Origin of the sequence: Paraburkholderia agricolaris (assembly GCF_009455635.1) — a bacterium.
GTDB lineage: Bacteria > Pseudomonadota > Gammaproteobacteria > Burkholderiales > Burkholderiaceae > Paraburkholderia > Paraburkholderia agricolaris.
On the sequence record NZ_QPER01000002.1, the window covers coordinates 3,020,318 to 3,046,163 of the forward strand.

The 25,846-nt window shown below is 59.8% G+C and carries 24 protein-coding genes and 2 pseudogenes; 8 read left to right on the forward strand and 18 right to left on the reverse strand.

The window, feature by feature from the left end; genetic code table 11:
- Nucleotides 1–35: 35 nt before the first annotated feature.
- The gene (locus GH665_RS34790; protein ID WP_153141596.1) at nt 36–560 is read left to right on the forward strand and encodes a thioesterase family protein; all 525 of its coding nucleotides are present in this window, start codon (nt 36–38) and stop codon (nt 558–560) included.
- Nucleotides 561–604: 44 nt separating this feature from the next.
- Here GH665_RS34790 and GH665_RS34795 read toward each other — a convergent pair whose 3' ends face one another.
- The 9 genes from GH665_RS34795 to GH665_RS34835 all read right to left on the reverse strand — a co-directional run bounded on the left by GH665_RS34795 (nt 605) and on the right by GH665_RS34835 (nt 9,342).
- A complete protein-coding gene (locus GH665_RS34795) occupies nt 605–994 on the reverse strand; it encodes a BON domain-containing protein (protein ID WP_153141597.1) in 390 nt (129 codons plus the stop codon).
- 30 nt (nt 995–1,024) lie between these two features.
- Nucleotides 1,025–2,170 carry a porin gene (locus GH665_RS34800; RefSeq protein ID WP_153141598.1) on the reverse strand — a complete coding sequence of 382 codons (1,146 nt, stop codon included), beginning with the start codon at nt 2,168–2,170 and terminating at the stop codon, nt 1,025–1,027.
- Between the two features lie 92 nt (nt 2,171–2,262).
- Entirely contained in the window at nt 2,263–3,891 is a 1,629-nt protein-coding gene (locus GH665_RS34805; RefSeq protein WP_153141599.1) for a 3-(methylthio)propionyl-CoA ligase, read from the reverse strand.
- Nucleotides 3,892–3,931: 40 nt separating this feature from the next.
- Nucleotides 3,932–4,294 (reverse strand): Rieske (2Fe-2S) protein, encoded by a 363-nt coding sequence (locus tag GH665_RS34810; RefSeq protein WP_153141600.1) that lies wholly within the window; start codon nt 4,292–4,294, stop codon nt 3,932–3,934.
- Nucleotides 4,281–4,841, reverse strand: a complete 561-nt coding sequence (locus tag GH665_RS34815; protein ID WP_153141601.1) for an RBBP9/YdeN family alpha/beta hydrolase — start codon at nt 4,839–4,841, stop codon at nt 4,281–4,283. Before GH665_RS34815 ends, GH665_RS34810 begins: the two co-directional genes overlap by 14 nt.
- 19 nt (nt 4,842–4,860) lie before the next feature.
- Entirely contained in the window at nt 4,861–5,709 is an 849-nt protein-coding gene (locus tag GH665_RS34820; RefSeq protein ID WP_153141602.1) for a TauD/TfdA dioxygenase family protein, read from the reverse strand.
- A 10-nt stretch (nt 5,710–5,719) separates the two neighbouring features.
- Nucleotides 5,720–6,700, reverse strand: coding sequence for a quinone oxidoreductase family protein (locus tag GH665_RS34825; RefSeq protein WP_153141603.1), 981 nt, complete (start codon nt 6,698–6,700; stop codon nt 5,720–5,722).
- Between the two features lie 113 nt (nt 6,701–6,813).
- On the reverse strand, nt 6,814–8,133 hold the full coding sequence (locus tag GH665_RS34830) for an MFS transporter (RefSeq protein WP_153141604.1): 1,320 nt from the start codon (nt 8,131–8,133) through the stop codon (nt 6,814–6,816).
- Nucleotides 8,134–8,286: 153 nt separating this feature from the next.
- On the reverse strand, nt 8,287–9,342 hold the full coding sequence (locus GH665_RS34835) for a beta-keto acid cleavage family enzyme (protein WP_153141605.1): 1,056 nt from the start codon (nt 9,340–9,342) through the stop codon (nt 8,287–8,289).
- A gap of 246 nt (nt 9,343–9,588) precedes the next feature.
- Between GH665_RS34835 and GH665_RS34840 the strand changes: the two genes are divergently transcribed.
- Nucleotides 9,589–10,590, forward strand: a complete 1,002-nt coding sequence (locus GH665_RS34840) for an AraC family transcriptional regulator (protein ID WP_153141606.1) — start codon at nt 9,589–9,591, stop codon at nt 10,588–10,590.
- Between the two features lie 40 nt (nt 10,591–10,630).
- Here GH665_RS34840 and GH665_RS34845 read toward each other — a convergent pair whose 3' ends face one another.
- Together GH665_RS34845 and GH665_RS34850 are read right to left on the reverse strand one after the other, a co-directional pair.
- The gene (locus tag GH665_RS34845) at nt 10,631–11,470 is read right to left on the reverse strand and encodes an FkbM family methyltransferase (protein ID WP_246216464.1); all 840 of its coding nucleotides are present in this window, start codon (nt 11,468–11,470) and stop codon (nt 10,631–10,633) included.
- A 344-nt stretch (nt 11,471–11,814) separates the two neighbouring features.
- Entirely contained in the window at nt 11,815–13,059 is a 1,245-nt protein-coding gene (locus GH665_RS34850; protein ID WP_153141607.1) for a DUF1479 domain-containing protein, read from the reverse strand.
- A gap of 93 nt (nt 13,060–13,152) precedes the next feature.
- Between GH665_RS34850 and GH665_RS34855 the strand changes: the two genes are divergently transcribed.
- Complete coding sequence (locus GH665_RS34855) at nt 13,153–14,124, forward strand: helix-turn-helix domain-containing protein (RefSeq protein ID WP_153141608.1); 972 nt, start codon at nt 13,153–13,155, stop codon at nt 14,122–14,124.
- An 86-nt stretch (nt 14,125–14,210) separates the two neighbouring features.
- Here GH665_RS34855 and GH665_RS34860 read toward each other — a convergent pair whose 3' ends face one another.
- The 4 genes from GH665_RS34860 to metC are packed head-to-tail and all read right to left on the reverse strand — an operon-like array spanning nt 14,211 to nt 17,673.
- A complete protein-coding gene (locus tag GH665_RS34860) occupies nt 14,211–14,981 on the reverse strand; it encodes an amino acid ABC transporter ATP-binding protein (RefSeq protein ID WP_153141609.1) in 771 nt (256 codons plus the stop codon).
- Nucleotides 14,978–15,628: an amino acid ABC transporter permease gene (locus GH665_RS34865; RefSeq protein ID WP_153141610.1), complete on the reverse strand. Its 651-nt coding sequence runs from the start codon at nt 15,626–15,628 to the stop codon at nt 14,978–14,980. The genes GH665_RS34860 and GH665_RS34865 overlap by 4 nt, the downstream gene beginning before the upstream one ends.
- Nucleotides 15,629–15,630: 2 nt before the next feature.
- The gene (locus GH665_RS34870; RefSeq protein ID WP_153141611.1) at nt 15,631–16,470 is read right to left on the reverse strand and encodes an ABC transporter substrate-binding protein; all 840 of its coding nucleotides are present in this window, start codon (nt 16,468–16,470) and stop codon (nt 15,631–15,633) included.
- A 39-nt stretch (nt 16,471–16,509) separates the two neighbouring features.
- Nucleotides 16,510–17,673 carry a cystathionine beta-lyase gene (gene metC / locus GH665_RS34875; RefSeq protein WP_153142455.1) on the reverse strand — a complete coding sequence of 388 codons (1,164 nt, stop codon included), beginning with the start codon at nt 17,671–17,673 and terminating at the stop codon, nt 16,510–16,512.
- Nucleotides 17,674–17,774: 101 nt separating this feature from the next.
- Here metC and GH665_RS34880 point away from each other — a divergent pair, with 101 nt between their 5' ends.
- The 3 genes from GH665_RS34880 (at nt 17,775) to GH665_RS34890 (ending at nt 20,712) form a co-directional block, all read left to right on the forward strand.
- Nucleotides 17,775–18,767: a LysR substrate-binding domain-containing protein gene (locus tag GH665_RS34880; RefSeq protein ID WP_246216465.1), complete on the forward strand. Its 993-nt coding sequence runs from the start codon at nt 17,775–17,777 to the stop codon at nt 18,765–18,767.
- Nucleotides 18,768–18,937: 170 nt separating this feature from the next.
- Entirely contained in the window at nt 18,938–20,101 is a 1,164-nt protein-coding gene (locus GH665_RS34885; RefSeq protein WP_153141612.1) for an NAD(P)/FAD-dependent oxidoreductase, read from the forward strand.
- A gap of 104 nt (nt 20,102–20,205) precedes the next feature.
- On the forward strand, nt 20,206–20,712 hold the full coding sequence (locus tag GH665_RS34890; RefSeq protein WP_153141613.1) for a hypothetical protein: 507 nt from the start codon (nt 20,206–20,208) through the stop codon (nt 20,710–20,712).
- A gap of 36 nt (nt 20,713–20,748) precedes the next feature.
- Here GH665_RS34890 and GH665_RS34895 read toward each other — a convergent pair whose 3' ends face one another.
- Nucleotides 20,749–21,939, reverse strand: a complete 1,191-nt coding sequence (locus GH665_RS34895) for an NAD(P)/FAD-dependent oxidoreductase (protein ID WP_153141614.1) — start codon at nt 21,937–21,939, stop codon at nt 20,749–20,751.
- 277 nt (nt 21,940–22,216) lie between these two features.
- The gene (locus GH665_RS34900) at nt 22,217–23,425 is read right to left on the reverse strand and encodes an alpha/beta hydrolase family protein (RefSeq protein ID WP_153141615.1); all 1,209 of its coding nucleotides are present in this window, start codon (nt 23,423–23,425) and stop codon (nt 22,217–22,219) included.
- A 141-nt stretch (nt 23,426–23,566) separates the two neighbouring features.
- Between GH665_RS34900 and GH665_RS34905 the strand changes: the two genes are divergently transcribed.
- Complete coding sequence (locus GH665_RS34905) at nt 23,567–24,424, forward strand: helix-turn-helix domain-containing protein (protein WP_153141616.1); 858 nt, start codon at nt 23,567–23,569, stop codon at nt 24,422–24,424.
- Between the two features lie 432 nt (nt 24,425–24,856).
- On the opposite strand, the pseudogene GH665_RS39730 reads toward GH665_RS34905, so the two are convergent.
- Nucleotides 24,857–25,048, reverse strand: a pseudogene (locus GH665_RS39730) (GMC family oxidoreductase); the annotation flags it as partial.
- A gap of 342 nt (nt 25,049–25,390) precedes the next feature.
- On the opposite strand from GH665_RS39730, the pseudogene GH665_RS34915 reads away from it, so the two are divergent.
- Nucleotides 25,391–25,717 (forward strand): annotated as a pseudogene (locus GH665_RS34915) (SDR family oxidoreductase); the annotation flags it as partial.
- Nucleotides 25,718–25,846 lie beyond the last annotated feature (129 nt).

The following is a 25,846-nucleotide window of genomic DNA, read 5'->3' on the forward strand; positions in this document are numbered from 1 at the left end:
CCGCACGCGGCGCGTTCCTATCCTCGGGTTTTCGCATGAGTCTACTAATTCGTTTGCTGCTGTTGTTATTCACCAGCCGTCGCCGGAGTCGGCTGCACGTGCTCGATACGTGTGTCACGCCTTTTCGTGTCTGGCTAAATGACCTCGATGTGTTGCTGCATATGAACAACGGCCGTTACTTCACGATTCTGGATCTGGCTCGCGTAGATCTGATGATGCGTAGTGGCCTATGGCGGCAATTGAAGACACGTGGCTGGTATCCGGTCGTCACGCTGGAAACGATGCGTTTTCACCGGTCGCTCGAGCTTGGCAACCGTTACAACGTCCAGACTCGCGTGATCGGTTGGGATGAAAAGCATATCTTCATCGAACAAGGGTTCGTGCGCGATGATGTGCAAGTCGCATTGTCCGTGGTGCGAGCACGCTTCCTGAAGCGAAGCGGCGGCACCGTAACGACGGCGGAGTTGCTGCAGTTGGCGGAGATTACGCAGCCGTCGCCAGAGTTGCCTGGATGGGTTGCGGGGTGGAGTGCGGCTGAAGGAGGTATGGCGTCGACGTAGTCTTCGCTTCCGGCCTCGCCCAGCCCGCCCCTGACCTCGGCAGATTACATGCCACCAAATGGCTTCTTCACCGTCAGCTTGTTGGTCACTGACGTCACGCCGGGAACGCCCCGAGCGATCGCCTCCACTTTGCCGATCTGAGCCGTATCCGTGACCGTGCCATTCAGTGTCACCGCGCCGTCTTTCGCGGTGACACTGATGTCTCCGGCGCCGATTTCCTTGTACTTCCCGATGGCAGCATAAACCTTCCGGCGCAGCGCACGATCTGCTTTCCTGCCCATGGGCGCCGCTGCCCCCGATCCCGCCGCCGCGGATGCACCTTGCGCACCGGACGAGCTACTGGCTGCATCACCGGCCTGGCACCGCGTGGTCATGGACATTGAAACAAACAATGTGACGACAGCCAGCCCAAGTATCTTGATGATTGTTTTCATGGATTGCTCCGCTTGATGAGGGTGACGGAATCAGAAGTTATGGCGCAAGCCGATCATGGCCGCCGTGGTGGAGACGCCCGGCGCAACCGGTGCCCCATAGATGATCGTCTGGGTCATCGTCCCCTTGTTGTCGACGTAGCCGACTTGCGCGTACAGCTTGGTCCTTTGGGACAGGTTGTATTCGGCACCCACTGATACTTCGCTCGAATGATTCGCTGAATGGTTCCGGTCCTTCAGGTAGTAGTAGCCAGAGGTGATCTTGAAGTGCGGATTGAACTGGTAGCCGAGGCCACCCGATACCATTTCGAAGTCAGCGGTGCTGCTCTTCGCCGGATTCTTGCCGATGCCGTACGAGGCGGATACAGAAAACCCGCTGATCGCATACATCGCACCAAAATAGTAAAAACGATTATTGCTCTGGCCTGTCGCCGGCGTAGCGGGAGCCGCCGGATAGGTCAGCGGATACGGATTGGTGTCATGTCCGTTGTAGTACACAGCGGACAGGTTCAGACCGTAATTCGAGTACTTGAGCACGGCCGACTCACGCGTGCCGCCCTGAAACTGTCCCGCGACGCCACCCGGCGCGTACTCCAGCGCAAGCGAGGCACCATAGAATTTCGGCGAACTGTAGACCAGTGCGTTGCTGTCATAGAGCGCGCCGATTGGAGCATTCGTGCTGGTGCCGGCCCAGCCCGCCGCCTGGTTGATGCCGAGCCACGCAGTCAGGATGCTGCCGAAATACTGCGCGCCGCGTACATCGGTTTCCGCCATCGCGTAGATCATCGGGATGATCTGCCGGCCGGCGTCGAACGTGCCAAACGGCCCGGTGGCGCCGACCGTCGCATACTGGTTGAAAAGCGCGGTCGTGCCCGGCGTGTCGGAGAGCCCGAACTTGCCGTTCGTGGTGTTGAACGAGCCTTGCAATTTGAACGTAATCTTGTAGCCACCGCCGATGTCTTCGATTCCCTTCAGGCCCCAGTAGCTGGAATAGATACCACCGTCCTTCAGTTGGTAGACATGCCCCTGGTTACGCGCGGTCGGCAGGAATGTCGCCGCCGACGTGCTTTGATACAGGAGTCCATTGTCCACCACGCCGTAGAGCGTAACGGATGACTGGGCATGGGCTGACGCCGAAAAAACTATCAGCACTACCAAGCAGCTTGATTTCAATTTCATTTTGTCTCCTCCAGGTTTTATGCTCGCCGGGCGGACCCGGTGGCTTATAGCTTGCTGCTCTGATGAAACTGTGTTGCTGCGATGCCGGTGTCTCAGGCCGACAGGTAGTGATCGCCGAACTGGTCCCGTAACTGGTTCTTGAGTATCTTGCCCGTTGCACCGAGCGGAACCGAGTCGACGAACACCACGGCGTCCGGCTTCCACCACCTGGCAACCCGGTCGTCAAAGAAGGTAAGCAGTTCCTCGGCGGCGAGCGCGCTACCTGGCTTCTTCACAATCAGCAGCAGCGGCCGCTCGTCCCACTTCGGATGCCGCGCGGCGATGCATACCGCTGTCGCGACTTCCGGGTGCAGGTACGCGACGTTTTCGATGTCGGTCGAGCTGATCCATTCGCCGCCGGATTTGATGACGTCCTTGCTGCGATCGGTAATCTGCATGAAACCGTCGGGATCGATCCTGGCCACGTCGCCGGTCGGGAACCAGCCGTCGCGCAGCGGCGGCGTGTCGTCACCGCCGAAATATTCCCGCGTGACCCAATGACCGCGCACGAGAAGGTCGCCAGTTGCGGCGCCGTCCCACGGCAATGCCTTGCCGTCCAGGTCGACGATCTTCATGTCGATGCCGAACACCGGGCGCCCCTGCTTCGCCTGAAGCGCGTAGCGCTCTTCCACGGGCAGAGACACCTGATGCGCCTTGAAACTGCAGACGGTGCCAACCGGGCTCAATTCCGTCATGCCCCACGCGTGCACGACGTCGACGCGATGACGCTCCTGGAACACTGTCGTCATTGCCGTCGGGCAGGGAGCCCCGCCGATAATCGTGCGCTGCATCGACGAAAACGAACCCGCAATTGCGTCGACATGCGCAAGCAGTCCTTGCCAGACGGTCGGCACACCGGCCGACAGCGTGACCTGTTCGTCCTCGATCAGTTCATGAAGCGACTTGCCATCCAGCGCCGGCCCCGGAAACACCAGCTTCGCCCCCACCATGCAGGCGATATAAGGCAATCCCCACGCGTTCACATGGAACATCGGCACGACCGGGAAGATCACATCGCGCGCCGAACAGTTCAGCGAATCCGGCAGCGCCGCCGCGTAGGTGTGCAGCAAGGTCGAGCGGTGGCTGTATAACACCCCCTTCGGATTGCCGGTCGTCCCGGACGTGTAGCACAGCGATGACGCGCTATTTTCGTCCAGCAGCGGCCAGTCGAAAGCATCGCTGTGACCGTCGACGAGGTCCTCGTAGCACAACAGCGTCGTGGCCAGATCAAGGTCTTGAGGCATGTGCGCGCGATCTGTCATGGCGACGAAGATTTTCGGGCTTTTGACGCGCGGCGCGACGCTCTCGATCAGCGGCAGAAACGTCAGGTCAAAGAACACGACGCGATCTTGCGCATGCTCGATGATGTACGCGAGCTGATCGACATGCAGACGCGGGTTGAGCGTATGCAATACGGACCCGGCCCCGGACACGGCGAAGTACAGCTCCATATGCCGGTAGCCATTCCACGCCAGCGTGCCTACCCGCTCGCCCGGCTGGATACCGAGGCTTGCGAGCGCATTGGCCATGCGGCGCGCGCGTTGCGCAAGATCCCGGTACCGATACCGGTGGATGTCACCCTCGACCCGTCGCGACACGATTTCCTGGCCGCCGTGATGGCGTTCGGCATGCGTGAGCAGCGAAGCGATCAGCAGCGGTTGCTGCATCATCAAACCTTGCATCCTTGTTCCCCTGAATGGCGGTGTGTTCCCGCGGCACGGATCACGACGCCGCATTGCACGCCGGTGCCGGCGCGGGACTGGCGACTGGATCCTCGAGACTCACGAACAACCTTCCGTCAATGGCCCGGACTGGGAATGTCGTCAGGCTCAAGCCACTGGCGCCCGGCATGCAACCGGTGCGAAGGTCGAAGCGCAGACCATGCGCCGGGCAGCTCAGCACGCACCCGTCGAGATGACCGTTTGCGACCGAAGCGCCCTGGTGGGGACACGAGTCGTCAATCGCGTGGATCGTGCCGTCGATGTTAAAAAGGACAATGCCACGGCCATTGATGAAGGCCCGTTTTCGCTGGCCGGGTCCGATTTCATCGACCGTGCCAACCGGTATCTGATCAGACGAGTTCATGGATCAGCGTCTCCGCCATCGGCCATTCACCAAACCCCGCGACCGGATTCAGGTGACCGACTTCGCCAAGGTCGACGAGCCGGCTGCCCCAGTCGTTCGCCATCGCCGCCGCACGCTCGAACTGCGCGAGCGGATCGTTGCGGCTCGCACCGACGATGCTCGGAAACGGCAGCGGTTCGCGTGGAATCGGCAGCCAACCGTTCTGAGCGAGCGCGTCGAAGGCTGGATAGCCTGCCGGCAGCGGCGTCTCGAGGTCGGCCGGAGCGGCGAGCAGCGCACCGTGAATCTTGCGGCTATGCTGTTGGGCCCAATGCACCGTGATCATCACGCCAGCGCTGTGCGCAACCAGAATCACGGGACCATCGATTTTCGCGAGTGCGGCATCGAGCGCCGCGACGCGTGCCGCGCAATTGAGTTTGTCGTGCTCGAGCGGCGGCACCGAGACCGCTTTGGGCAACTTTTGCTCCAGCAGCGTTTGCCAATGCTCCGCGACGTGGTCGCGTAAGCCCGGCACCAGCAGGATGGTCGGTGTTGTATCGAGAGTCATGAAGCGGCCTCCTGGCCCATCAGTACGGCTTGTCACCGATAATTCCGGCGCGCTCCATCTTGCGGGGGCACGGCGGGTAGTCCATCACTGCATAGTGCTGCGTGCTGCGGTTGTCCCAGATCGCGATGCTGTTGGGTTTCCAGCGCCAGCGGACCTGGTACTCGGGGATATAGGCCTGGCTGACGAGATAACGCAGCAGATCACTCGCGCCCGGATTGGCATCCTGCCCGAAGCGCACACGCCCCGGCGTGTGGTAGTTGGTGAAATGGGTGGTAAAGGCGTTCACGAACAACACATGCTCATCGGTCTCCGGGTGCGTGCGCACAACCGGATGTTCCGCGTCAGGAAATTGCGCCTTGAGAGTGAGACGTTTTTCGATCGGCATTGCAGCCCCGAAGCTCGCCTCGATGCTGTGGCGGGCACGCAGGTCCGCGATCTGGACCTTGATGTGGTCCGGCAGGTTCTCGTAGGCGAGGACCATGTTTGCCCACATCGTGTCGCCGCCGACGGGCGGGCACTCCACACAGCGCAGGACAGCGCCGAACTGCGGCGCCTCGCGCCAGGTGGCATCGGAGTGCCACGCGTTTTCATACCGGTCGTTGGGCTGATCCGGATTCTTGTAGATGCGCACGAGGCCCGGATATTCCGGGTCGCTACCGGCGACGGGATGGTCCTCCAGTTCGCCGAAACGGCGCGCGAACGCAACGTGCCCGGCGCGCGAGATGTCCTGGTCGCGCAGGAACAACACCCGGTGTTTGAGCAGCGCCGCGCGGATTTCCGCAAACAGGCCGTCATCGTCGATGGCATCGGCAAGATTCACGCCCACCAGTTCGGCGCCGATCGCGCACGTCAATTGTTCGACTCGCATGCTGTTCTCCTCAGATGACGAAGACGGACGAGCCGGTCGTCTTGCGCGATTCAAGGTCGCGGTGGGCCTGCGCCGCGTCCTCCAGCGCGTAACGCTGATTGAGTTCGATCTTGATGCGGCCCCCGGCGACATGTCCGAAGAGTTCACCGGCGAGTTCGTCTTTCTCGGCGGGGTCGGCGATATAGTCCGCCAGCGCGGGGCGCGTCAGGTAGAGCGAGCCCTTCATTGCCAGAATCTGTGGATTGAACGGCGGGATCGGCCCGGACGCTGTGCCGACGCAGACCATCAGGCCACGGCGCCGGAGCGAATCGAGCGATGACTCGAAAGTATCCTTGCCGACACTGTCGAACACGACATCCACGCCGACGCCGTTGGTCAGTTCGCGCACGCGCTTCGCAACGTCCTCCCGGCTGTAGTAGACGATGTGGTCGCAGCCATGCGCACGGGCCACCTCGCCCTTGGCCTCGTTCGAAACCGTGCCTATTACGGTGAGACCCAGCAGCTTCGCCCATTGCGACACAATCAGGCCGACACCGCCGGCGGCCGCATGCAGCAGGATGGTGTCGCCCGCCTTGAAATCATGAATGCGGCGCATCAGGTATGACGAGGTCAGGCCTCGCATCGTCATACCGGCAGCCGTTTCGCAGGAGATCGCAGCCGGCAGCTTGATGAGCGCCGCCGCCGGGACCAGGCGTTCCGTGCTGTAGGCGCCGAGTGTGTTGAGAAAGCCGGTGTAGGTCACGCGGTCGCCGACCGCGACGTTGGTCACCTCGGAGCCGATTGCCTCGACCACGCCTGCCGCCTCGACACCCATGCCTGCGGGCAGCGGCACGGGGTACAGGCCGGTGCGGAAGTAGGTGTCGGCGAAATTCAGGCCCACTGCCTCGTGGCGCAAGCGAACCTGTCCGGGACCGGGATTGCCCACTTCAACGTTTTCATAGCGCAATACTTCGGGACCGCCGGTTTCATGGAAACGCACTGCTTTTGCCATATCGATTCTCCTATCCTTTACTTGAACTGCGAATTTATTTGACCGGTGACGGGCCTGCCCGTCCCGCTCTCAGGCGCACTTGTCAGGTCCAAACGTCGCGAGTGACGGTTGGGTCAGCAGCCGGCCTGTTCACGCAGGGCACTCATGCGATCGAGGTCGACGCCATAATTCCGCTTGCCGATGAAGAAGGCGGCCGCGGCGACGAGCGGTGCAAACGGCACGAATTGCAGCGCGCCGAGCAGCCCAACCCGGTCAGCGACGATACCCGTCAGGATGGCAGCGGGGGCCAGCCCCAGCAGGTTGTTCGCGAGCGTCAGGGTGGCAAATGCCGACGCATGGATCGACGGCGGGGTGAGGTTCGCCACCATTGCACCCGAGGGGCCGGTCGCGCCTGCGCTGAAGAACATGCCGGCGCCAATCACGACGAGCTGTGCCGGACCCGCCGGCATCTGGAAACCGATCGTGAGCAGCACGAAACAGATCAGACAGAAGGCGATGGCCGTGCTCCACTTCCTTTCCCGTCCATGCTTGCTGAGCCGGTCGGTCAGAATCCCGCACACCACCATGCCGAAAGCGGTTGCCAGTACGAACATTGCCGCGCTCATGGCGGCCTTGCCGGTGGACATGCCGTAGTAGCGATTCAGGAAGCTGGGCATCCACGCCCATACGGCTGCCGGGACCAGCAGATGGATGCCGCTGCCGACATAGGCGCACACGACCGACTTCGTCGAAAAGAGTCCTTTCATCAGCGCGCGGAAGCTCACGCATACACCGTGGCCCTGCGCTTGCCGGCTCACACTTGCGGGCTGCAGCCGCGCCAGCTGTTTTTCGGTGACGGCAAACCGGTAGAGAACCAGCAGCACGATCCCCAGGGCCGCCATTGCGCCGAACGCCGCGCGCCAGCCCAGGTGAGCGGCGACTGCACCGCCTAGCGCCATGCCCAGCACTGAACCAAACGCCCCGCCAGCCATGAACGCGGCCGTGAGCGTGGAGCGCAGCCGCGCCGGAAAGATGCTGAGGACGACGGCGATGCCGACGCTGCCATAGGCGGCTTCACCGATACCGACGAAGGCACGCGCGAGCAGCATCTCGCCATAGTTCGTCGCGAGCGCGCAGCCGAGCGTCGCGAGACTCCACATTGCCGCCATCAGGACGATGCTCTTCACGCGGCCCCAGCGGTCGGCAAGCACCGACAGCGGAAAGGTGAGCACGCCGACCATCAGTGCCACCACACTGCTCAGCGAACCGAGCCGGGTGTCGGAAAGGTTCCATGTGGCCTTGAGCATCGGAAACACCGCATTCAACACCTGCCGCGACATGTAGTCAGAAAGCAGCAACCCGACCGTCAGGGCAAATACCACCCACGCATACGCGCGCACGTCTTTTTGCGTCGTCGAAACATCGGCCGTCGTGGGCTCGGCATGCGTGAACATGAGTCGTCTCCTTCGTGTCCAGCTCGTTGGCGACCGCCTTTGACCAGTTGGGCAAAGGCGGTCTTTATGGATACCGTGCAACCCTCCCCGGCATACCGGGGAGCCCTACTTTGAAACTCGACATCCGCAAAGCGTCAGCGACATTCCAACCTCTCACGCCGCGCGCAACGGCAGGTTCTTCACGCCAACTTCGCGATTCGGCGCCATGCCGTTGGCCGCGAGCGTCTCGCCGACCGTTTCGTACTGCGCACCGATGCGGTAGATGTCGCGCGCCTCCTTGCCGGAAGCAATCTCGCGGCCCAGTTCGCGCGCCACGCGCACGCACTGCTCGATCTGCTGCACCGAAGTCATCCGGTTGCCGTGCTGGTCGATGATCGTGTCTTCGATGCCGCAGCGAGGATGCAGGCCCATGGACAACGCCATCATGTTGAACGGCAATACGTTCTTGAGCAGCGACTCGGCCGTGAGCGTACAGCCGTCCGGCGCGCGGTGCACGAAGTTGAAAAAGTTGAACGGGTTCGGGCCGTCGAAGCCCCCGCCGATCCCGATCCACGTCAGATTGAGCGGCCCCTTGTAGGCGCCTTTGCGCACGAGACGATCGAGTGTCTCGAGCGCATGGATGCCCGTGAGCTGGAAGTGCGGCTGGATGCCCGAGGCCTGCAGGCGGCGCAAGTGCTCCTCGACCCATGCCGGACCGGCCGGAACCGTCATTTCGCTATAAGCGGCCATGAGCGCGGGGTTGGACAAGGAGGTGCCTTCCAGGTACGCCGGATAGAGCAACTCCATGATGTTCATCTGCGTGGTGTTGATCGCCACCGTCACCTGATCCGGCCTCGGATCGAGATCGGCCAGCATGTGACGCGTATCGTCGGACAGCCACTTCGCAGCCTGGCCGTCGTCTTCCGGCGCGAACGAGATCGAACCGCCGACCTGGATGATCATGTCCGGCACGGCCGCGCGCACGCCCGCGATGAGTTCGTTGAATTTCGACAGGCGCTTGGAGCCCTTTCCATCCAGTTCACGCACGTGCAGGTGCAGGACGGTCGCGCCGGCGTTGTAGCAATCGACGGCCTTCTGGATCTGCTCCTCCATCGTCACCGGGATGTCTTCCGGAAAATCTTCGGGCATCCATTCCGGGCCGTAGGGAGCGGTCGTGATGACAACCTTGTCCTGGTTCTCGGGGTGCAGCGAATCGTCGAGGAATTGCATCGTGTTCTCCAATAAGGGGACGGCGTTCCGACGCTCGCGACACGGCTGGCCGCATCAAAACTGGTCGGAACATGATGAACCGTTGAGATCGCACGATACGGCAATCCTGCGTTACACTTTTGTGATTGGGCGCCATCCTTTTAGGATTTCATGCCACTGCGTGTTAACACCAGTATGGGCGCGCGGCAGGCATTTCATGACCAGACACAACGGCGCCGCCTGCGAGATGGGCGCGGAGACACAGCAATGGAAACGATGTTGCGTTCGGTGGCCATGAGCGGCTATTTCGATGTGACGCGGCGGGCCGGACTGAACCCGGTCGAGCTTGCACAGCAGGTCGGCATCGATACCGCGGCGCTTGCGAATCCGGACGATCGCATTCCGGCAGCCGCCGCGTGCCGACTACTGGAACTGACGGCCGAAAAGGCGTCATGCCCGACTTTCGCGCTGCAGATGGCCGAGACCCGGCAGAAGTTCGGTACCGGGGTGGTCAATGTCCTGCTCGCGCACAAGCGCACGCTGCGCGAGGTATTGCTGGCCACGGCCGAGTACCGGCATCTGTTGAACGAAGCGCTGGCTGTGTACGTCGAGGACGTGGGCGAAACGGTCACCATCCGCGAAGAACTGGTCGTCGAACCGGGTATCCCAACGAATCAGGCGATCGAACTCGCGGTCGGTGTTCTCTGGCGCCACTCCAGTGCCCTGCTTGGCGATCACTGGAAGCCACGCGCGGTCCATTTTGTTCATCAGGGACCGAAAGACCTGACGTTTCATCGCCGGTTCTTCGGCTGTCCGTTGGAGTTCGGTAGCGATTTCAATGGCTTCGTGTGTGCGGCCGCCGATCTCGACTACCCGAATCCCGCCGCTGACCCGGAACTGGTGCGATATGCCGAGAGCCTCGCGGATTCACTCAACGTGACGGGTGTCGATTCGACCGCGCTGGAAGTACGCAAGGCGATCTACTTATTGCTGCCCATCGAGCAGGCCACCGTCGAACGGGTTGCCCGCCATTTACGTCTGAGCGTTCGCACCATGCAACGCCAACTTGAACTGGCGCACACCAGCTTCTCGCGTCTGGTCGAGGAAGTAAGAGGCGAACTCGCCGTGCGCTACATGAGCAACCCACGCTATCCCATCGGACGGGTTTCCGCACTGCTAGGCTATTCGCAGCAGGGTTCCTTCACGAACTGGTTTAATTCACGCTTTGGCGTGACGCCGCGTGACTGGCGCAACAGTCATTTGAAATGATCGCGTTGCGCGAAACACCTCGCAATGCGAACGTGCCCTTTCAGGACGTCCACCATACGTGGTTCGGATCGAACACAGGGAAGGTCGAACTTTCGGGTGCGTTACCGAGAGCGAGCCAACTTGGCGCGAGATCGGAGCGAATCATCACGCAATCGATCTCCAGAAGACAGGGAAAGTGTCCCGAATTGTTCGGAACGAAAGCACTAAGCGAAAATCCGCAACGTTCGTATTCCGTGATGGCCTCGCGAAAGTCGACCGAGGTCTCGTAAAGCTTCGCGATCGCCAGCTCGCTTTGCATCCCAACGAAATCTCGCATGATGCCCGCTGAGGCCTGCACGATCTTGACATCAAAACCTTGCGTATCCATTTTCAAAAATGGCCGTTCGAATCCGTACTCGGCACGCAAGCGCCGTAGCGTGGTTTCCAGGCGCTCTGTCTTCACCGTAATGGTCTCCGCGACCGAATTCACATGGCGAAACAGCTCGACATCGTCATTCTTCGGTGCGCTCAGCGAGCTGAACTGACTTGCTCGCATCACATTGAACTGTGCCTCGCCGTCCGACTCCGAAATGGCTAGCTCAATCACGATCCACTTGTCGTCACCTTCGGCACGTTCCCGAGCAATACGGGCATCGTGCGGATTGGGTTCGAACGAAAAAATGTAGCCTTTATAAGCCGCTTTCTTTCTCAGCATCTCGGCGTATTCGCCCTGGCTGGCCCCGATATCGAAAACGCAATCGACATCGAGGTAGGCCAGTAGTTTTGTCAGTTGAATATGCTCCCAAGTCGCATAGAGCTTTCGCTTGTCAATCACGGTGGCATTCTTGACCAGATCGAAGGACTTCTTTGGCAATCGAACAACTCGTTGAAGCATGGACATGACAACTCCTCCTGTTCGCGCGTTGAGTGCGGTCGGAATCCTGTTGCATCTGCGGCCACGTGTAGCGAGACTTGTGGAAATACTATTGCTGCCGGTCCATATACGGGCTGCAAGGATCAAGGCGATCCGGGTTCTTCAATGGAGAAAAAGGCGGTTCGTGGCGTGGGCTCCGACAATGATGCTCAACAGAATAGCAGCCAGAAAGCGTGACAGCGAGTAGTCCGCAAAGAGCGTACATCCTTGTAAATTGACGAGATTCCCTCTGAGGAATCAAACACTCCCAATCGGCCAGGACGAGCACGCATGCGTGCTCGTTTCGATGCGAGTGAGGCGTCTTTTCCGATCTACAGGTCAAACCCGAGTTGCGCGTTGCCAAGCGGTGTCAGATCGTCAACCGTCGCGCGTCCGGTGAAATCCACTTCGAAATGATCGGCCGGGAAATCAGGCGGGCTTTCACCTTTGAGAAAGCTCGGCAATTGACGCTTCAGATAAGCGTCGTTCTTGGCGCATGCGGGCGCCGAGGCGATGTACATCACATTGCTGTAACCCGTGCCCTTATGTTCGTCTTCGACCGCGTGGATAACGTCGCTGTGCCAGAACACCGTGTCGCCCGCTTCCATTTTGGGAATCGACGACAGCGCCTCGAACAACGGCGCATGAAATTCCGGCTTGATCGACAGCGCCCGCCCAGGCATCGCACCGCATAGGTCGTCCTCGGCAACATCGTCCTGAAGCGCGCGCAGCAGGATGTACGCCATCGAATTGGCAATCGGTACGAGTTGTAGCGTGCCGTCGCCCGGACCTTGCGGCGTCAAGGCTGTCCAGCCCTGGAACGTGCGAAACATCGAACATACGGCCGGCGACGCGATCTCTTCCACGTCAGGTCGGAACGCCGCGTCGAACGGGTCGTAGTCTCGCCAGTTGCCCGCGAACACATGGCGATACACCTGGCGGAAATTGCTTTCGATCCAGCGCTCGACTGAGCCGCCATCGCAATGCGCCGACAGGCCGAGCGACGCGGAACCCGGCGGCCTCCGGCGCAGTCGATCGGCATAGGCCGGCACGCGCTCCGGATCGAAGTGCACGCGGCCCTCGCTCTCATTGCGCCACAACCGGTTCAGGAATACACGTGCCTCGGTCAATGCAGCCGACTGACGGGCCAGCACTTGCGGCTTCGACCAGTACACGCCATAGATCTGCGGCTTGCTGGACGCCAGTTGTCCAAAGTACTTGTCTTCGGCGCGGTTTTCCAGGTGCTTGTCGAGGTTATTGCGATCGACATAGTGGGCAATATCCTCGTCCCAGCCCTGCACCAGTGCACGAGGGAATACCTTCCGGATCACGCATGCACCGCGCGCCTTGACGAGCGCAACCTGGTCCGCGGTGACGCGTTGTTCGGTGATGTCGGAAAACTGAATCTCGGGAATGACATCCTCACCTCGATCGCGTTGCGCGGCGATTCGCTGCGCCTCGGCGCCGATCGATTCTTCGACTTCGGCGAAGACCTCCCGGTAGTTCGGCAACGCTGCGCGCAACGTTCTTTTCGCTTGCCGGATCGCGCTCGGCAGGTCCTCGATTTTCAACGCCATGACTGTCTCCCTATCGATTTGATATGGGCGAGGATATGATGTGAACGCATTCCCTGGTGATACTATTCAGGCAATTAATTTGCGTTTCCGGCCATGAAACCAGCCTATGAACACGTCGAGTTCGGCCAGAACTGTTCGCTCCGGGTTTACCATCGGCGGCTTCCGCGTATTCCGTTCGAGTGGCATCACCATCCCGAGTACGAGCTCACGCTGACAATGAACAGCCATGGCAAGCGCTACATCGGCGACTCGGTCAACGAATATGAAGCTGAGGATCTCGTCCTCGTGCCGCCGGATCTTCCCCACACCTGGGCGTCGAATCGTTCGATCGACCCATCTTCGCCGCAGGTCGCCATCGTTATCTGGTTCGACGGCGATTGGGCGCGGCGTATGGCGGATTGCTGCCCCGAATACGAACCGCTGCGCAAGCTGCTACGCAGGGCCGCGTGTGGGTTGGCGTTCGAGCCGCCTGCTGGCGAATCGATGCGCGAGCGTCTGACGCAATTGCTCTCGAACGAGGCACGCGAGCGCCTGAGCGCCGCCCTCGATATGTTGTGCATGCTCGCCGACGCACCGGGCCAACCGCTCGCCTCGCCCAGTGCTTTCAATCATCCTGCCACGGGGCCGTCCGGCCACGAACCCGAACGGATCAATCGGGTTCTTTCGATGATTGATGCGCGCTTTGCCGAACCGCTGCGACTCTCGGAACTCTGCGCGGCTGCGAGCCTGTCGGAACGCACACTCACGCGTTACTTCGTTCAGCATATCGGTGAAAGCGTTGGCCGTTATATCGCCCGGGTTCGCATCGGGCATGCATGCCGGATGCTGTCTGATACCGCTCTGCCGGTCGCCGTCATCGCGACCCGTTCGGGCTTCGCGAACATCGCCAATTTCAATCGGCAGTTCAGGGCCGCCAAGCAAACCACGCCGGCTGAATATCGACGGCTGTTCACATCTGCAGGCGCGGCGGATCAGGTAGTAGACGCTCACCTGAAAGAGCGGCCGCCATCGCTTCAAAGGCATCGGACATTAGCGGGTCAGCGAGACGACGGAGAGACCGGCTAACCGTGCTGCGTGCTGCGTGCTCCTGGAATTCGCAGCGCTGGCGGACCGGCAGTACGCCAGGACGAATTACCCCGGCGTACTCATGCTCAGGTCTCGATCAGATGGAGGAACTGCCTCACGCGCGGACTGCCGCCCTCACCAAAGAATACATCCGGTGTCGTGTCTTCAGCAACCACGCCGCCGTCCATGAAGACCACCCGATCCGCAACATCTCGCGCGAACCGCACTTCATGCGTGACAATCAGCATGGTCATACCCTGCTTTGCAACGTCGCGCATGACGGTCAGCACATCTTCTCGCAGCGCTGGATCGAGAGCGGATGTGGGCTCGTCGAAGAATATGACTTCCGGATCCATCGCAAGCGCCCGTGCGATCGCCACGCGCTGCTTCTGACCGCCGGACAGCCGTCCGGGATACTCGTTGGCTTTCGCGGCGAGCCCAACCTGCGTCAGCAGGTGCATTGCACGCTCAGATGCTTGCGCACGAGCGACACCCTTGACGCTGACCGGACCTTCCATCACGTTTTCCAGTGCTGTCCTGTGCGGAAAGAGATTGAACGACTGGAACACCATCGCCGTGCGCTGACGGATCGCGCGAATCTTCTTCAACTGGTCACGCGACGGTTTCGATAAACCGGTGCATTCGACATCGATATCGCACACAGTTACTGTGCCGGCATCGGGCATCTCGAGGAAATTCAGTGAGCGCAGCAGCGTGGTCTTACCCGACCCCGACGGCCCCATCACAACGACAACTTCGCCTTTCGATACGCTGAAATCGACGCCACGCAACACCGGGTTATTGCCGAAAGTCTTCGACAGTCCCCGGACTTCAATCGTCCTGATATCCGTGTTCATATATAACGCCTCGACAAGCGATTCTCGAGGACCGTCTGGACTATCGTGAGAATCTGATTGATGCCCCAGTAGATGATACCGACCATCAGGAACATCTCCATGTAGCGAAAGGTAGATGCGCCCACCTGATCGGCCACGCGGGTCAACTCCACCACCGTGATGGTCGAGGCGAGCGACGTGTCCTTGATCAGCGCAATCATGCGGCTGCCGACGGGTGGAATCGCGATACGCAGCCCCTGGGGAAGGATCACCCGTGACATGGCTTTCCAGTAACCCATGCCCAGCGACATCGCGGCTTCCCACTGGCCCTTGTCCACTGCGTTGATACCGGAACGGAAGTTCTCGCTCAGATACGCGGCCGAGAACAACGTCAGTGCGAGCAGCGCGGCAGGAACCGGATCAAGTGTCACACCGTAACGGGGCAATCCGAAATAGATGAGCAGTATCTGCACAAGTAGCGGCGTACCACGAAAGATCGATACATATGCGAACGCCAACGCGCGCAATACGCCGATGCTCGAGATACGGGCCAGCGCGACGAGCAACCCCAGTGTCGAACCCAGCACGAACGACGATAAGCCGAGGAAGAGTGTCATCAGCACCGCGCTCTTCAACAGCGGCAGCGAGCGGATGAAAAGTTCGATCATGGCTATTCCTTTTGCGCCTTGGCTTTAGCAATCATGCCGGCCATATCGTAGTCGCGCCCAACCCATTTCTTCGCAATGGCCTGAATCGTCCCGTCGGCCATCATGTCCGCGATCGCCTTGTTGACCGCCGCGCGCAGAGCCGGTTGGCCTTTCACCATAGCCGGTGCCGATAGCTGATAGATCAGCGGCTCACCCACTTCCTTAACGGGCAAGTGGTTGACGTTAGCGTACTTCATGCCACCGAAGTGAGAAATAATCACCGCGTCGATACGCCCGCTGCCGAGATCGTTGAAGATGAGTCCCCCGTTGTCGTATGAACGGATATCGGAGTCCTTCAAGTGCGCCCGGGCCCACGATTCGTTGCTGGAGCCAGTGGCCACGCCAACCCGCTTGCCCTTGAGCGAATCCTTGCCCTTGATATCCGTGTTGCCGGCAGGTACGAAAATGCGGAAATCCTCCACGCCGTACGGATCGCCAAAATCAACCTGCTGCTCGCGTTCAGGCGTCGGTGTGAGATCGTTCATCACGAGGTCGTACTTGCCGGTCTTCAACCCTTCCACGAAGTTCTTGAATGAATCGGCGATAAACACGACGTTCGGCACGCCAATGCGCTTGCCGACTTCTTTTGCAATCGCGACGTCATAGCCAACCGGTTTATTGTTTTCGTCCAGCATGCTCCACGGAGGACTGCTCTGGGTATTGGCCACACGCAGTGTGCCGTTTGCTCGCGCCTGCGCGAGCAAGTCTGCTGCGTGCACCGTAACGGGCGAACTGAATGCCACGCAAAGCGCCACGAAACTCACTAGCGTGATAGCGCGTCTCCATCCATTGATTGTTCTCATGTCATCCTCACTAATCCGGGTAAGTTGAATGGAAAAATATTACGTAGCGACTGCCCGCATTCGTTTGAACGCGTCGAGAGCGGCATTCAGGTCTGCAAGTAGCATCGCCGGATCTTCCAGGCCGATCGAGAGGCGCACGATGGGCTGGTCGGTAAGCGGGAACGCGCGCTCGGCCTGCAACGGTGCCGGATAGTAGGCAGCGAGGCTATGCACGCCCCCCCAGCTCGCACCGATGGCGAAATGCTGGAGTGCGTCGAAGAATGCGTTGAACGCGGCTTCCGGCGCGGGCTGCAGAATCAGGGAAAACAGACAGCCGCTGCTCGAAAAGTCCCGCTTCCAGATCGCGTAGCCGGGGTCGGACTGGAGCGCCGGGAACAGCACCTTGCTCACTTCCGGGTGATGTTCGAGTTCGCTCGCGATCTGCAGCGTCGCGGCACTCTGGGCGGCAAACCTAACCTTCAGCGTTTCCAGACCACGCATCACCAGGAAGCAGTCGTCCGGGCTCGTCTGCTGACCGAGAATGCTCTGCGTCTCGCGCACAGCCGCGTAGTAAGCCGCGTCGTTCACGCTGATGCAACCCACCAGCAGATCCGAATGGCCGCCGAAGAATTTCGTCGCGGCTTCGATGCTGAAGTCCACACCGTGTTCGAGCGGTTTAAACGCGAGCGGACTTCCCCATGTGTTGTCCATCATCGTCATCACGCCATGACGTTTCGCGACTTCGACAATTGCCGGGATGTCGGGCATCTCCATCGTCACCGTGCCTGGCGACTCCAGGCAGATCATGCGGGTATTAGCCTTGATGCACTTCTCGATCCCGGCTCCGATCGCCGGCGAATACAGTTCGACTTCGACGTTGAAATGCGCAAGCCAGTTACATGCAAACGTCTTTAGCGCGCCGTAGCAGGCAGCGGACACGAGCAGGTGATCGCCGCCGCGCACGAAGCTCATGACAGTCGTCATCAACGCGGACTGACCGGAAGGCGTCACCACGCAATGCGCGCCCCCTTCGAGTTCGGCGATGCGATGCTCCAGTTGGCGAGCCGTCGGCGTCCCCGTGATGCCATAGCTATAACCGTCCGGTTGCCGCTCCTTGCGGCGCGTAAATTCGGCTAGAGAATCGAATACGACCGTGGATGCCCGCATGACGGCGGGCGAGAGGCTGCGGAATGGCTGCGGCGCTTTCTGGGTAGGGCTTGTCATCATGCTCTCTGTGATTGCCTGGTGGTGAATCGATGAGCGCAGTTTACTTTCGCCCGAGATTCCATCAACATCGGAAATAATTAGGTCAATAAGTTCAGGTTATGAGAATCCGCGATATCGAGGTATTCAGGGCGGTCATGAACGCGGGAAGCACGAGCAAAGCGGCGGCCCTGCTCGGCATTTCGCAACCGGCTGTGAGCCAGGCCATCAGGCGTCTGGAAACCATGGCGGACTTCAGGTTGTTCGAGCGCGTGCGCAGCCGGCTCGTTCCAACCCAGGAAGCCGTCGCCCTGATGCGAGAGGTGGACCAGTATTTCCGCGGATTCGAGGTCATCGAACATCGAATCCGCAGTTTGCGGTCTTACGGCCTGGGGCGACTGGCAATCGCCTGTCTGCCGGCACTAGGCACAGGCTTTCTGCCTCGCGTCATCGCGGCGTTCGATGCGCCGTCGAGAAACGTGCAAATATCGCTACAGGTCATGAGCTCGCGCGAAGTGCATGAGAAGGTCTCGGCAGGCCAGGTGGATTTCGGCCTGATGTCCGACGAGATGTCGATGGCCGGCCTCGAACACTCGGAATTCGTGCGTATGCCGGGGGTCGCCGTGATGAACCGGCATCATCCTTTGGCCGCACGTCCTTTCATCGCTGTCGCCGACCTGCCTGAATTTCCCTTCATCGCGCTGAATCCCGAAGACAGCACGAGGCTACGCCTCGACACGCAACTCACGGCACGCGAAATCCGCCTCAAGCCGGTCGTCGAGACACCGTATTCGCACACGGTATGCGAACTGGCACTCGCGGGCGTGGGCATAGGCATCGCTCATCCGATCGTGACGCTGGACTTCGCGGAGCGAGGTCTCGTCGTGAAGCCGATCGACGTCGAGGTCATGTTCACCGGCCTACTGGTGTTTCGCCCCGGCACGCCACTCACGGAAACCGCGCGGCAGTTCATGCGGCACATGAGAATGCAACTCGAGCGTGACCAGAAAGCGCTCAAGCCCGCGCTAGGCGTGGCGGCGCATGAGAAAGACGAAACCGCCGCGCGCAAGCGCGGCCGCAGCCCGACTGGTGGGCGTACCGCCAGAAGCCGGTAGTACGATTGATCCCTTTCAGCAGGGCAGGAGATAACCTGCAGTTATAGAGTTAATTTTGGACAGACTGGGTTCGCGTCATAGAAACCTTAAGCTTTATTGCGTGTGAGGCACGCAATGTTTGAAGGGCCGTCAGCACAGCTCTCATTTAAAAAGCGAAGAGGAGATGACATATGAACCGCCGAGAATTTTTCCCGTTTCTCGCAGCCCCTCTCGTAGGCGCACTGCCTACGATAAGCATGGCCGCCCGAACCGATGACAAGGTTATCGTCATTGGCAGCGGCGTCATGGGCGCATCGATTGCTTACCACCTCGCAAAGCGCGGCGCCGACGTGACGCTTCTGGAGAAAGATGCGCCGGCGTCCGGCACAACGCGTAATTCATTCGCGTGGATCAACGCCAACAACAAAACACCGTTCTCTTACTACGCGCTGAACTACGAAGGAATCCTCGGGTGGCGCCGCTTGCAACTGGAGATCGGCCCGTCGCTGCAAATCCAATGGGGTGGCGGCATCGCCTGGTGCGAGCTCGATCAGAAGCGGATCGATAACCTTAACTACACGACCGCCGTTCATCAACCGTGGGGCTATCCCATTGAGAACATTACTCACGACGATCTGTTGAAGCTGGTGCCCGGCGTGGTCACCGGAGATTTTGGCGCCGGTTGGCATTCGACGATTGACGGCACGCTGGATCCCGTCGCGGCCACGCTCGCCTTGGTTGAGGCCGGCGTAAAAGCAGGCGTCAAGTTGGTGAAAGCAAACGTGTCCAACCTGAACTTCAAGAATGAAAAAGCGACTGGCGTGACAACGGATCGGGGCGATTTCCCGGCGGACCATATCGTGATCGCAGCCGGTAACGACTGCACCCGTCTGGGTGCACAAGCGGAGATCCCCGTGCCATTGCGGACATCGAAGGGAATTCTGGCTCATAGCAAACCTATGCCGCCACTGGTCAATCACGTACTGATGCCCTCAGGCGCCGATATCAAGCAGAACCCGGACGGTCGAATCGTAACCGGTTCGAATTTTGGCGACACCGGGTCGCTCGTGCCGACGCCGGAACTCGGAGCCAAACTGCTGGAATACGTAACGAAGGTCCTCCCGAGCACTCGAGGCATTGAGCTCGACTACATGACGCTGGGATATCGAGTCATGCCGCGGGATGAGTATCCGATCATGGGGCGCGGCCGGAAGTACAAGAACGTACACGTTGCAGCCATGCACAGCGGTATGACATCTGCACCGGCGATAGGGCAATTGCTGTCGATTGAGGTTCTCGACGGCGTTGAGACTACCCAGTTGCAGGAATTCCGCCCGCTACGTTTTTACTCCTAGCTTCCACTCACGTCGGCTCGTTCGTATGTCGAGCCGTTCTGCGCCCGGAGCATTTCCACCACGGCATCGCGCACTACCCTACCCGTTTCGAGAGCATTGAAACTATGTCTAAAAGCATTCGTATCCGGAGTCTTCTCCTGCTCCTGGCTTTCTCGCTATCTGCCTGTGCCGCATCTTCTGGAAAAGCAGGAGACACGGTCATTTCCTATTCGAACTCGCCAGATGCCCATGTCACGACCTTCGTTAGTGGAAAGGAGCCTACGGACGTTGCGAGACTCAAAGTCTCCGTAACGAAAGACGCCAGGGTACTGATTCAATTCTCCAGTACCGTCAGCGCCGAAGTCCCGGACGGCTGCCCGTGTTCCATCCGGGCGATGGTGGCAATGGACGGCGGCGATCCGAGAGTGATCAAGCGAATCAATGTCGGCTCACCCAGTGTGACCACGCTGCAGAAGTATCAGTTTGACCGGCAGGCGCTCGACGGGTCAACGGTCTTCGAGGTGCCAGCCGGAATCCATACGTTCACGATCAGATTCCTTCAGGTCAGTGGCGAGAGCAGGAAGCTTGAGGTTAACTATCCTAATGCGCAGGCAATCGTTTTCAGAGACTGAGGAGGTGTTATAGCGGCAACGTACAGCTACATCCGCCTACTGCTCCGCTGGATAGTGAATGCTCGCGATCGGCGAAAAATCCTTGGGATCGTGGTTGATCAAACGGCCCGGCGAATAGTCGTTGAGCAAGCTATCTCTGCGTTGATGTACTAGCTCCTCCGCAACCAGGCGTCCAAGCAAGGGGCCGAGTGTCATGCCGCTGTGAGTGGCGACAACGTACGCGCGTTGCTGATTCGTTATGAAGCCCACCGCAGGGAGTCCGTCAGCCGGACGTGAACGCTGACCAACCGACAAGCGCTCGATCCGCGCATAGTCCGTGTTGCAAAATAGACGGCGCAAACGCATCAGCATCTGCTGCCCGATGAATCCGTCCACCGCGGCCTGATACGCGGGGTCGGCCCGGTCGTCCAGGTCGGGGGCCTGGAGTAGCAGACGCCCACCGCCGTCGGGGCGCACGTTCATATCCGGACCGATAATATTGGCGCGTAATTGCACGAATTGCGGCGCGGTGGAAGCAAGGAAACCACATGCCCGCTTGTCGGGCCGGTTGGCATCAAGCATGGCCAACGACACACCTAACGTCGAGATAAGCTCGGGTGTCCAGCGTCCAGTCGCAAGGACGCAATAGTCGCCCTGCCAGCGCTCGTTAGTCGATAGCTGGAGCGTTACGCCGTCCGGTGTTTCCGCGACATCGACCACGCCGATATTCTCGCGCAAGTCCACACTGTGGCTTCGTGCCTCTGACCAAAGGCGCGCCATCAATACCGACGGCGATACCAGCGCCTCCGTGGGAAAATGCCAGATATCCCCGCTACGCGGATCGATGCGCAATTCGGGGATGCGCTCCTGCAAGGCTGCACGCGAGACTTCCTGTACGGGATAATCCAACGACTTCAGTGATTGCACGCGAGCGCCAAGCCGCTCCTGTTGAACCGGATCGACCGCCCATTCAAAGGTGCCGCACACATCCAGCCAGCGGGCTTCCGTGGGGCTGCCATTCTGCAGCGTGACGTGTTCCTCCATACCCGCGCAGTTAAGTGCGTGGTAACTTTCTGGATTCTTCCCGTTCGAGTTAATCCACGCGAAAGTTGTGCTGCTCGTACCCGAACCCAAATGCGACCGCTCAAAGATCGACACTTGCGCACCAAGCAAAGCGAGTGAACGTGCCACCGACAAGCCGATCACGCCTGCCCCAACAACGGCAATACGGGGAGATTTTTGGTTCATGGAATATGCAATGAATCAGAAAGGGATAGCGAATTGAACGAGCGTCTGCAGGACAGGAAAAAGTCGAACACGGACTGTCTTCGTTTCCGGGGGCTTGTTACATTGCCAGCAGATTGAGAGTATCACGGGGGCGGCGTTATAGCGCCCTTCAGGAGCGGCACGCTAATGCGCAGCAGTAGCGGCATGCCCGATATTTGCTGCTGAAATACCGAGTTGTCGATCTGCCGACTGCAGGGGTCAGGGCACGGGCCGGTGCCGCTAACCCCTCGCGTCCATTTCAGGCCAAAGCCAGCACACGCGAGCGCACTGCACTCTGATCGACGCCCAATTGGGTTGCCAGCCAGTCGCAGATGAATTCCTGACCCAAAGTCGGATTGTCGATCTGGCAATGCGCAGCCCCTGTCTCGTCCGGGTCGAACAGTTTGAGTTCAGCTTTCACGCCGTGGGCTTTTGCATAATCATAGGTGTCAGTCGCCGTCTTTAGACCGAGCCAGTCCTCCGTACCCTGCAACACCAGATACGGCACGGTGATCTTGTCGATTACGCCTTCGAGGCTGAACACCTTTGCCTTTTCGACCACGTCTTCCAGCGTGGCGCAGCCGAACACCCATTTCAGGTGTCCCCAGATAAGCTTGTTGGGCGCATCGAGCCAACCGGCGAACAACGACGACATATCGAACATGACGGAGTCAGAAACCACCGCGACGACACGCTTTTCAAACGAAGCCGCACGCGCGGCATAGACGCCGCCGACGCTCGCGCCATACAAGCCGATTTTGCTGGGATCGACGTCGGCACGTGTCAGCAGATAATCGACACAGGCGCCCACCGGCACCTCGGTATCGGGACGATTGACAATCTTCTGCCGGCGTAGCGTGGCGCCCTGACCCGGCAAATCCACCAGCAGCAAAGACATGCCGCGCGTCAGTGCATGCTTCGGCATTTCATGCAGCAACTCGTCTTTGTACTCGTCAAGACCACCAAACGCGATCACGACGGGCGAACGCACATCTTTCCCGGCGCACGGAATGAAATAGGCGTCGAGATGCGCACCGTTTTCGTACGGGACTTTTACAACCTCTCCCGCCGGCGTTAGCCCGGCGAGATAGCGATGCGAGCAACGCTCGACGCTGTCGAATGTATCTAACCGCCTGACATCGTCGTGCCCGAGGTAAAACTCGGACGACCGATAATAATTTGCCGCACGCAGCCAGTTACTGCTGGCGGTCCGAAAACAACGTCGTTCGAACGCATCGATTGCGCGCCGCTCACTGGTTTGTGCCAGCGCCTGCCATTCGCGATACCAGCTTTCGGTGTCGCCCGGTGTCATGCGCGAGGCCGCGAAGAAACATTCGCTGATCAGACTGGCCCCTTCCTGTGCGCCACCAAGCGTGCGCGCGAACTGAAAGCTCAGTTCCGACTCGTCCGGCCATTGCACCCAACCTTCTTTCTGATAACGCCCTTGTGAAGTCACTTTTGCATCCACGATTCCCACTCCTAAAATTTACATATATGTAAAAACAGGGGCGTGCACCAGCCGTGCCTACTCATGTCGGCACGAACCATGGTGTTTCGCCTCGCTATGCTCGAGGTGTGGCGATGCTGAACATCAAGCGTGGCTTATCGAATGCCCACGCGAGCCGAACCAACCCCGCAAACCACTTTAATCAATTTGCGGAAGCTCGGCAAACAGAATTTTCAATTTTTCTTGCAAGCTCATGTTTTAAATGATATTTTTCTGTACGTATATGTAAAAATTAATTTGCGCCGCGGCAGAGCCGGCGGCCACGCTGTCGCGCCGCCATCTGCTAAAGGCATGCTCTCAGGACCATTCATGACCCAGAAATCCCGCGCCGCCTCCATTCTTTCGGCCCTGCCGGCTTCGCCGAAAAAGAGATCTGCGCCGCGCGTTCCCGCCGAAGAACTCGGCCGACGTCTGAGAGAACTCAGAAAATCCCGGGACCTGTCGCTGACCGACGCGAGCCGCCTCACCGGCGTGCCCGAAGCGACGCTGTCGCGCATCGAGACCAACAAGATGTCGCCCACCTTCGGCATGCTGTACAAGATTGTTGAAGGCCTAGGTTTCAAATGGCAGGACATTCTCACCACATCGCCTCGCGCACCTTCGGCAATCAGTATTTCCCGCCTCGACAGCACCGCCACCACCCGCCTCGCCGACATACCGTACGGCTACTCCGTTCTGCATCAGAGAAACGCCAGTGGAATTGTTAGCCTGCTTCTGCGCGTATATGCCACCGGCCTCGGCGAGGCCGGCGGCCTCGCGGGTCATGAAGGAACGGAGTTTTGCTACGTGCTCAAGGGCGCCCTTGAATTGCACCTGAAGGACAAGGAACCGGTCACGCTTTTCAGTGGGGAAAGCGCCTTGTTCGACAGTTCCACGCCTCACGCGTACGTCACTCCACAACCTGACGAGACCGAAGTTCTCCTGGTGCTCACGACTCCAGACACCACGGTCAAGTTCTGACCCTACCCCGCAACTTCGCGCTGTTTCGACCCGTGCGCCGTCGGAACAGTGTTTGTGCGCCGTCGAGAAAGATGCGCCGCCCTTCATATCGCACACTCCGCTCCGGCAGGTAAATACAAGAGAAGTCACTTCTCAATAAAAACCTATAACGGACGGAGACATTGATGAAAAAGCACCTGGTTGCGATCGCCGGCATGGCGGCGATCGTCGGTAGATGCCGTGCCCCGCCAGCGGCGCCCGATCCACGCCGCCTGCCAGCACGGGCAGCACGTGGAACTGCTCGTCCGGGCGTCCCGTCGCGCCGGTATCGAAGAAGCCGCCGCTCTCCACCACGTTCGACGTCAGCAGACCGCTTTTGAAAAACGCGGATTCGGCGCCGTGCCGCAGTGCGTTCAATCCGCGGTCTTGTCCCGCAAGGCTGATCGGCTCGCGCGTGCGCCCTTGCGGCACGTACATCGTGCGGCCCGCCGCCGCGGCTTGCGGTTCGGTTTCGTAGACCCACGTGCGTTTCGTGCCGATCACCCGCACGAAGGTCGCCGGGGTATGAATGTAGGGGGTGTTGTCCGGCGGACCGGCTTCCAGCAGCAGAACGCGATGGCCGGCGCTAACCAGCCGGTTCGTCATCACACAGCCGGCCGAGCCGCCTCCGATGACGATGTAGTCGAATACCTCACCTGCGCTATAGCGTGTTGCCACTGACTTGCCCCAACTTACTGAGTTGACAGGCTTTCACTATGGCTGCAATCGGGTGCGCCGCACCGGAGTGTGCGCGCGCGATCAATTTAATAGTCGTTCTGGTTCGCTACGGCGGGTTGAATGAAGAAAATTGATTTCATTGCAATGACGCACTCCCGGCTTGCGTACGATTTGCCGCGCGGAATATGACCGCAAGAATCGGAGTGCCACTCCTGAGGTGCCTCAGCGCTATCTCTGCGCTGGCATCGTTGCCGGCGTCACTCTGGAGAAGGAAACACGGTTGGGTTTCCCGGCATGGCCGCCTATGCGGCCAGTAAAGCCGGACTGATCGGAATGATGCAGGTGATCGCGGCAGAGTTCGGCGACAAGGGGATACGAGCCAACGCGATACTGGATGGAACCGACACACCGATGGGACGGGCAGTCGCCAACACGCCGGAAGCTCGCGAGTATGTCCAGAATCTTCATGCGCTCAAGCGCCTCGCGCGGCCGGAAGAGATTGCCCGCTCAGTCCTGCATCTGGCATCCGAAGCTTCGAGCTTCATGACGGGCACCGCCATGCTGGTCGACGGCGGTGTTTCCATTAGCCGTGCTTGAGCCGCCATAGCGCCATGCCGTGATGTGCCGCGCCGGTTCCTGACGGCGCGGCACTTCTGGCCGAATTCCATCTATTACAAGCCCCTACTTGTTGCGAGCCTATGTATCGCGTTATATATAGCAAGATAT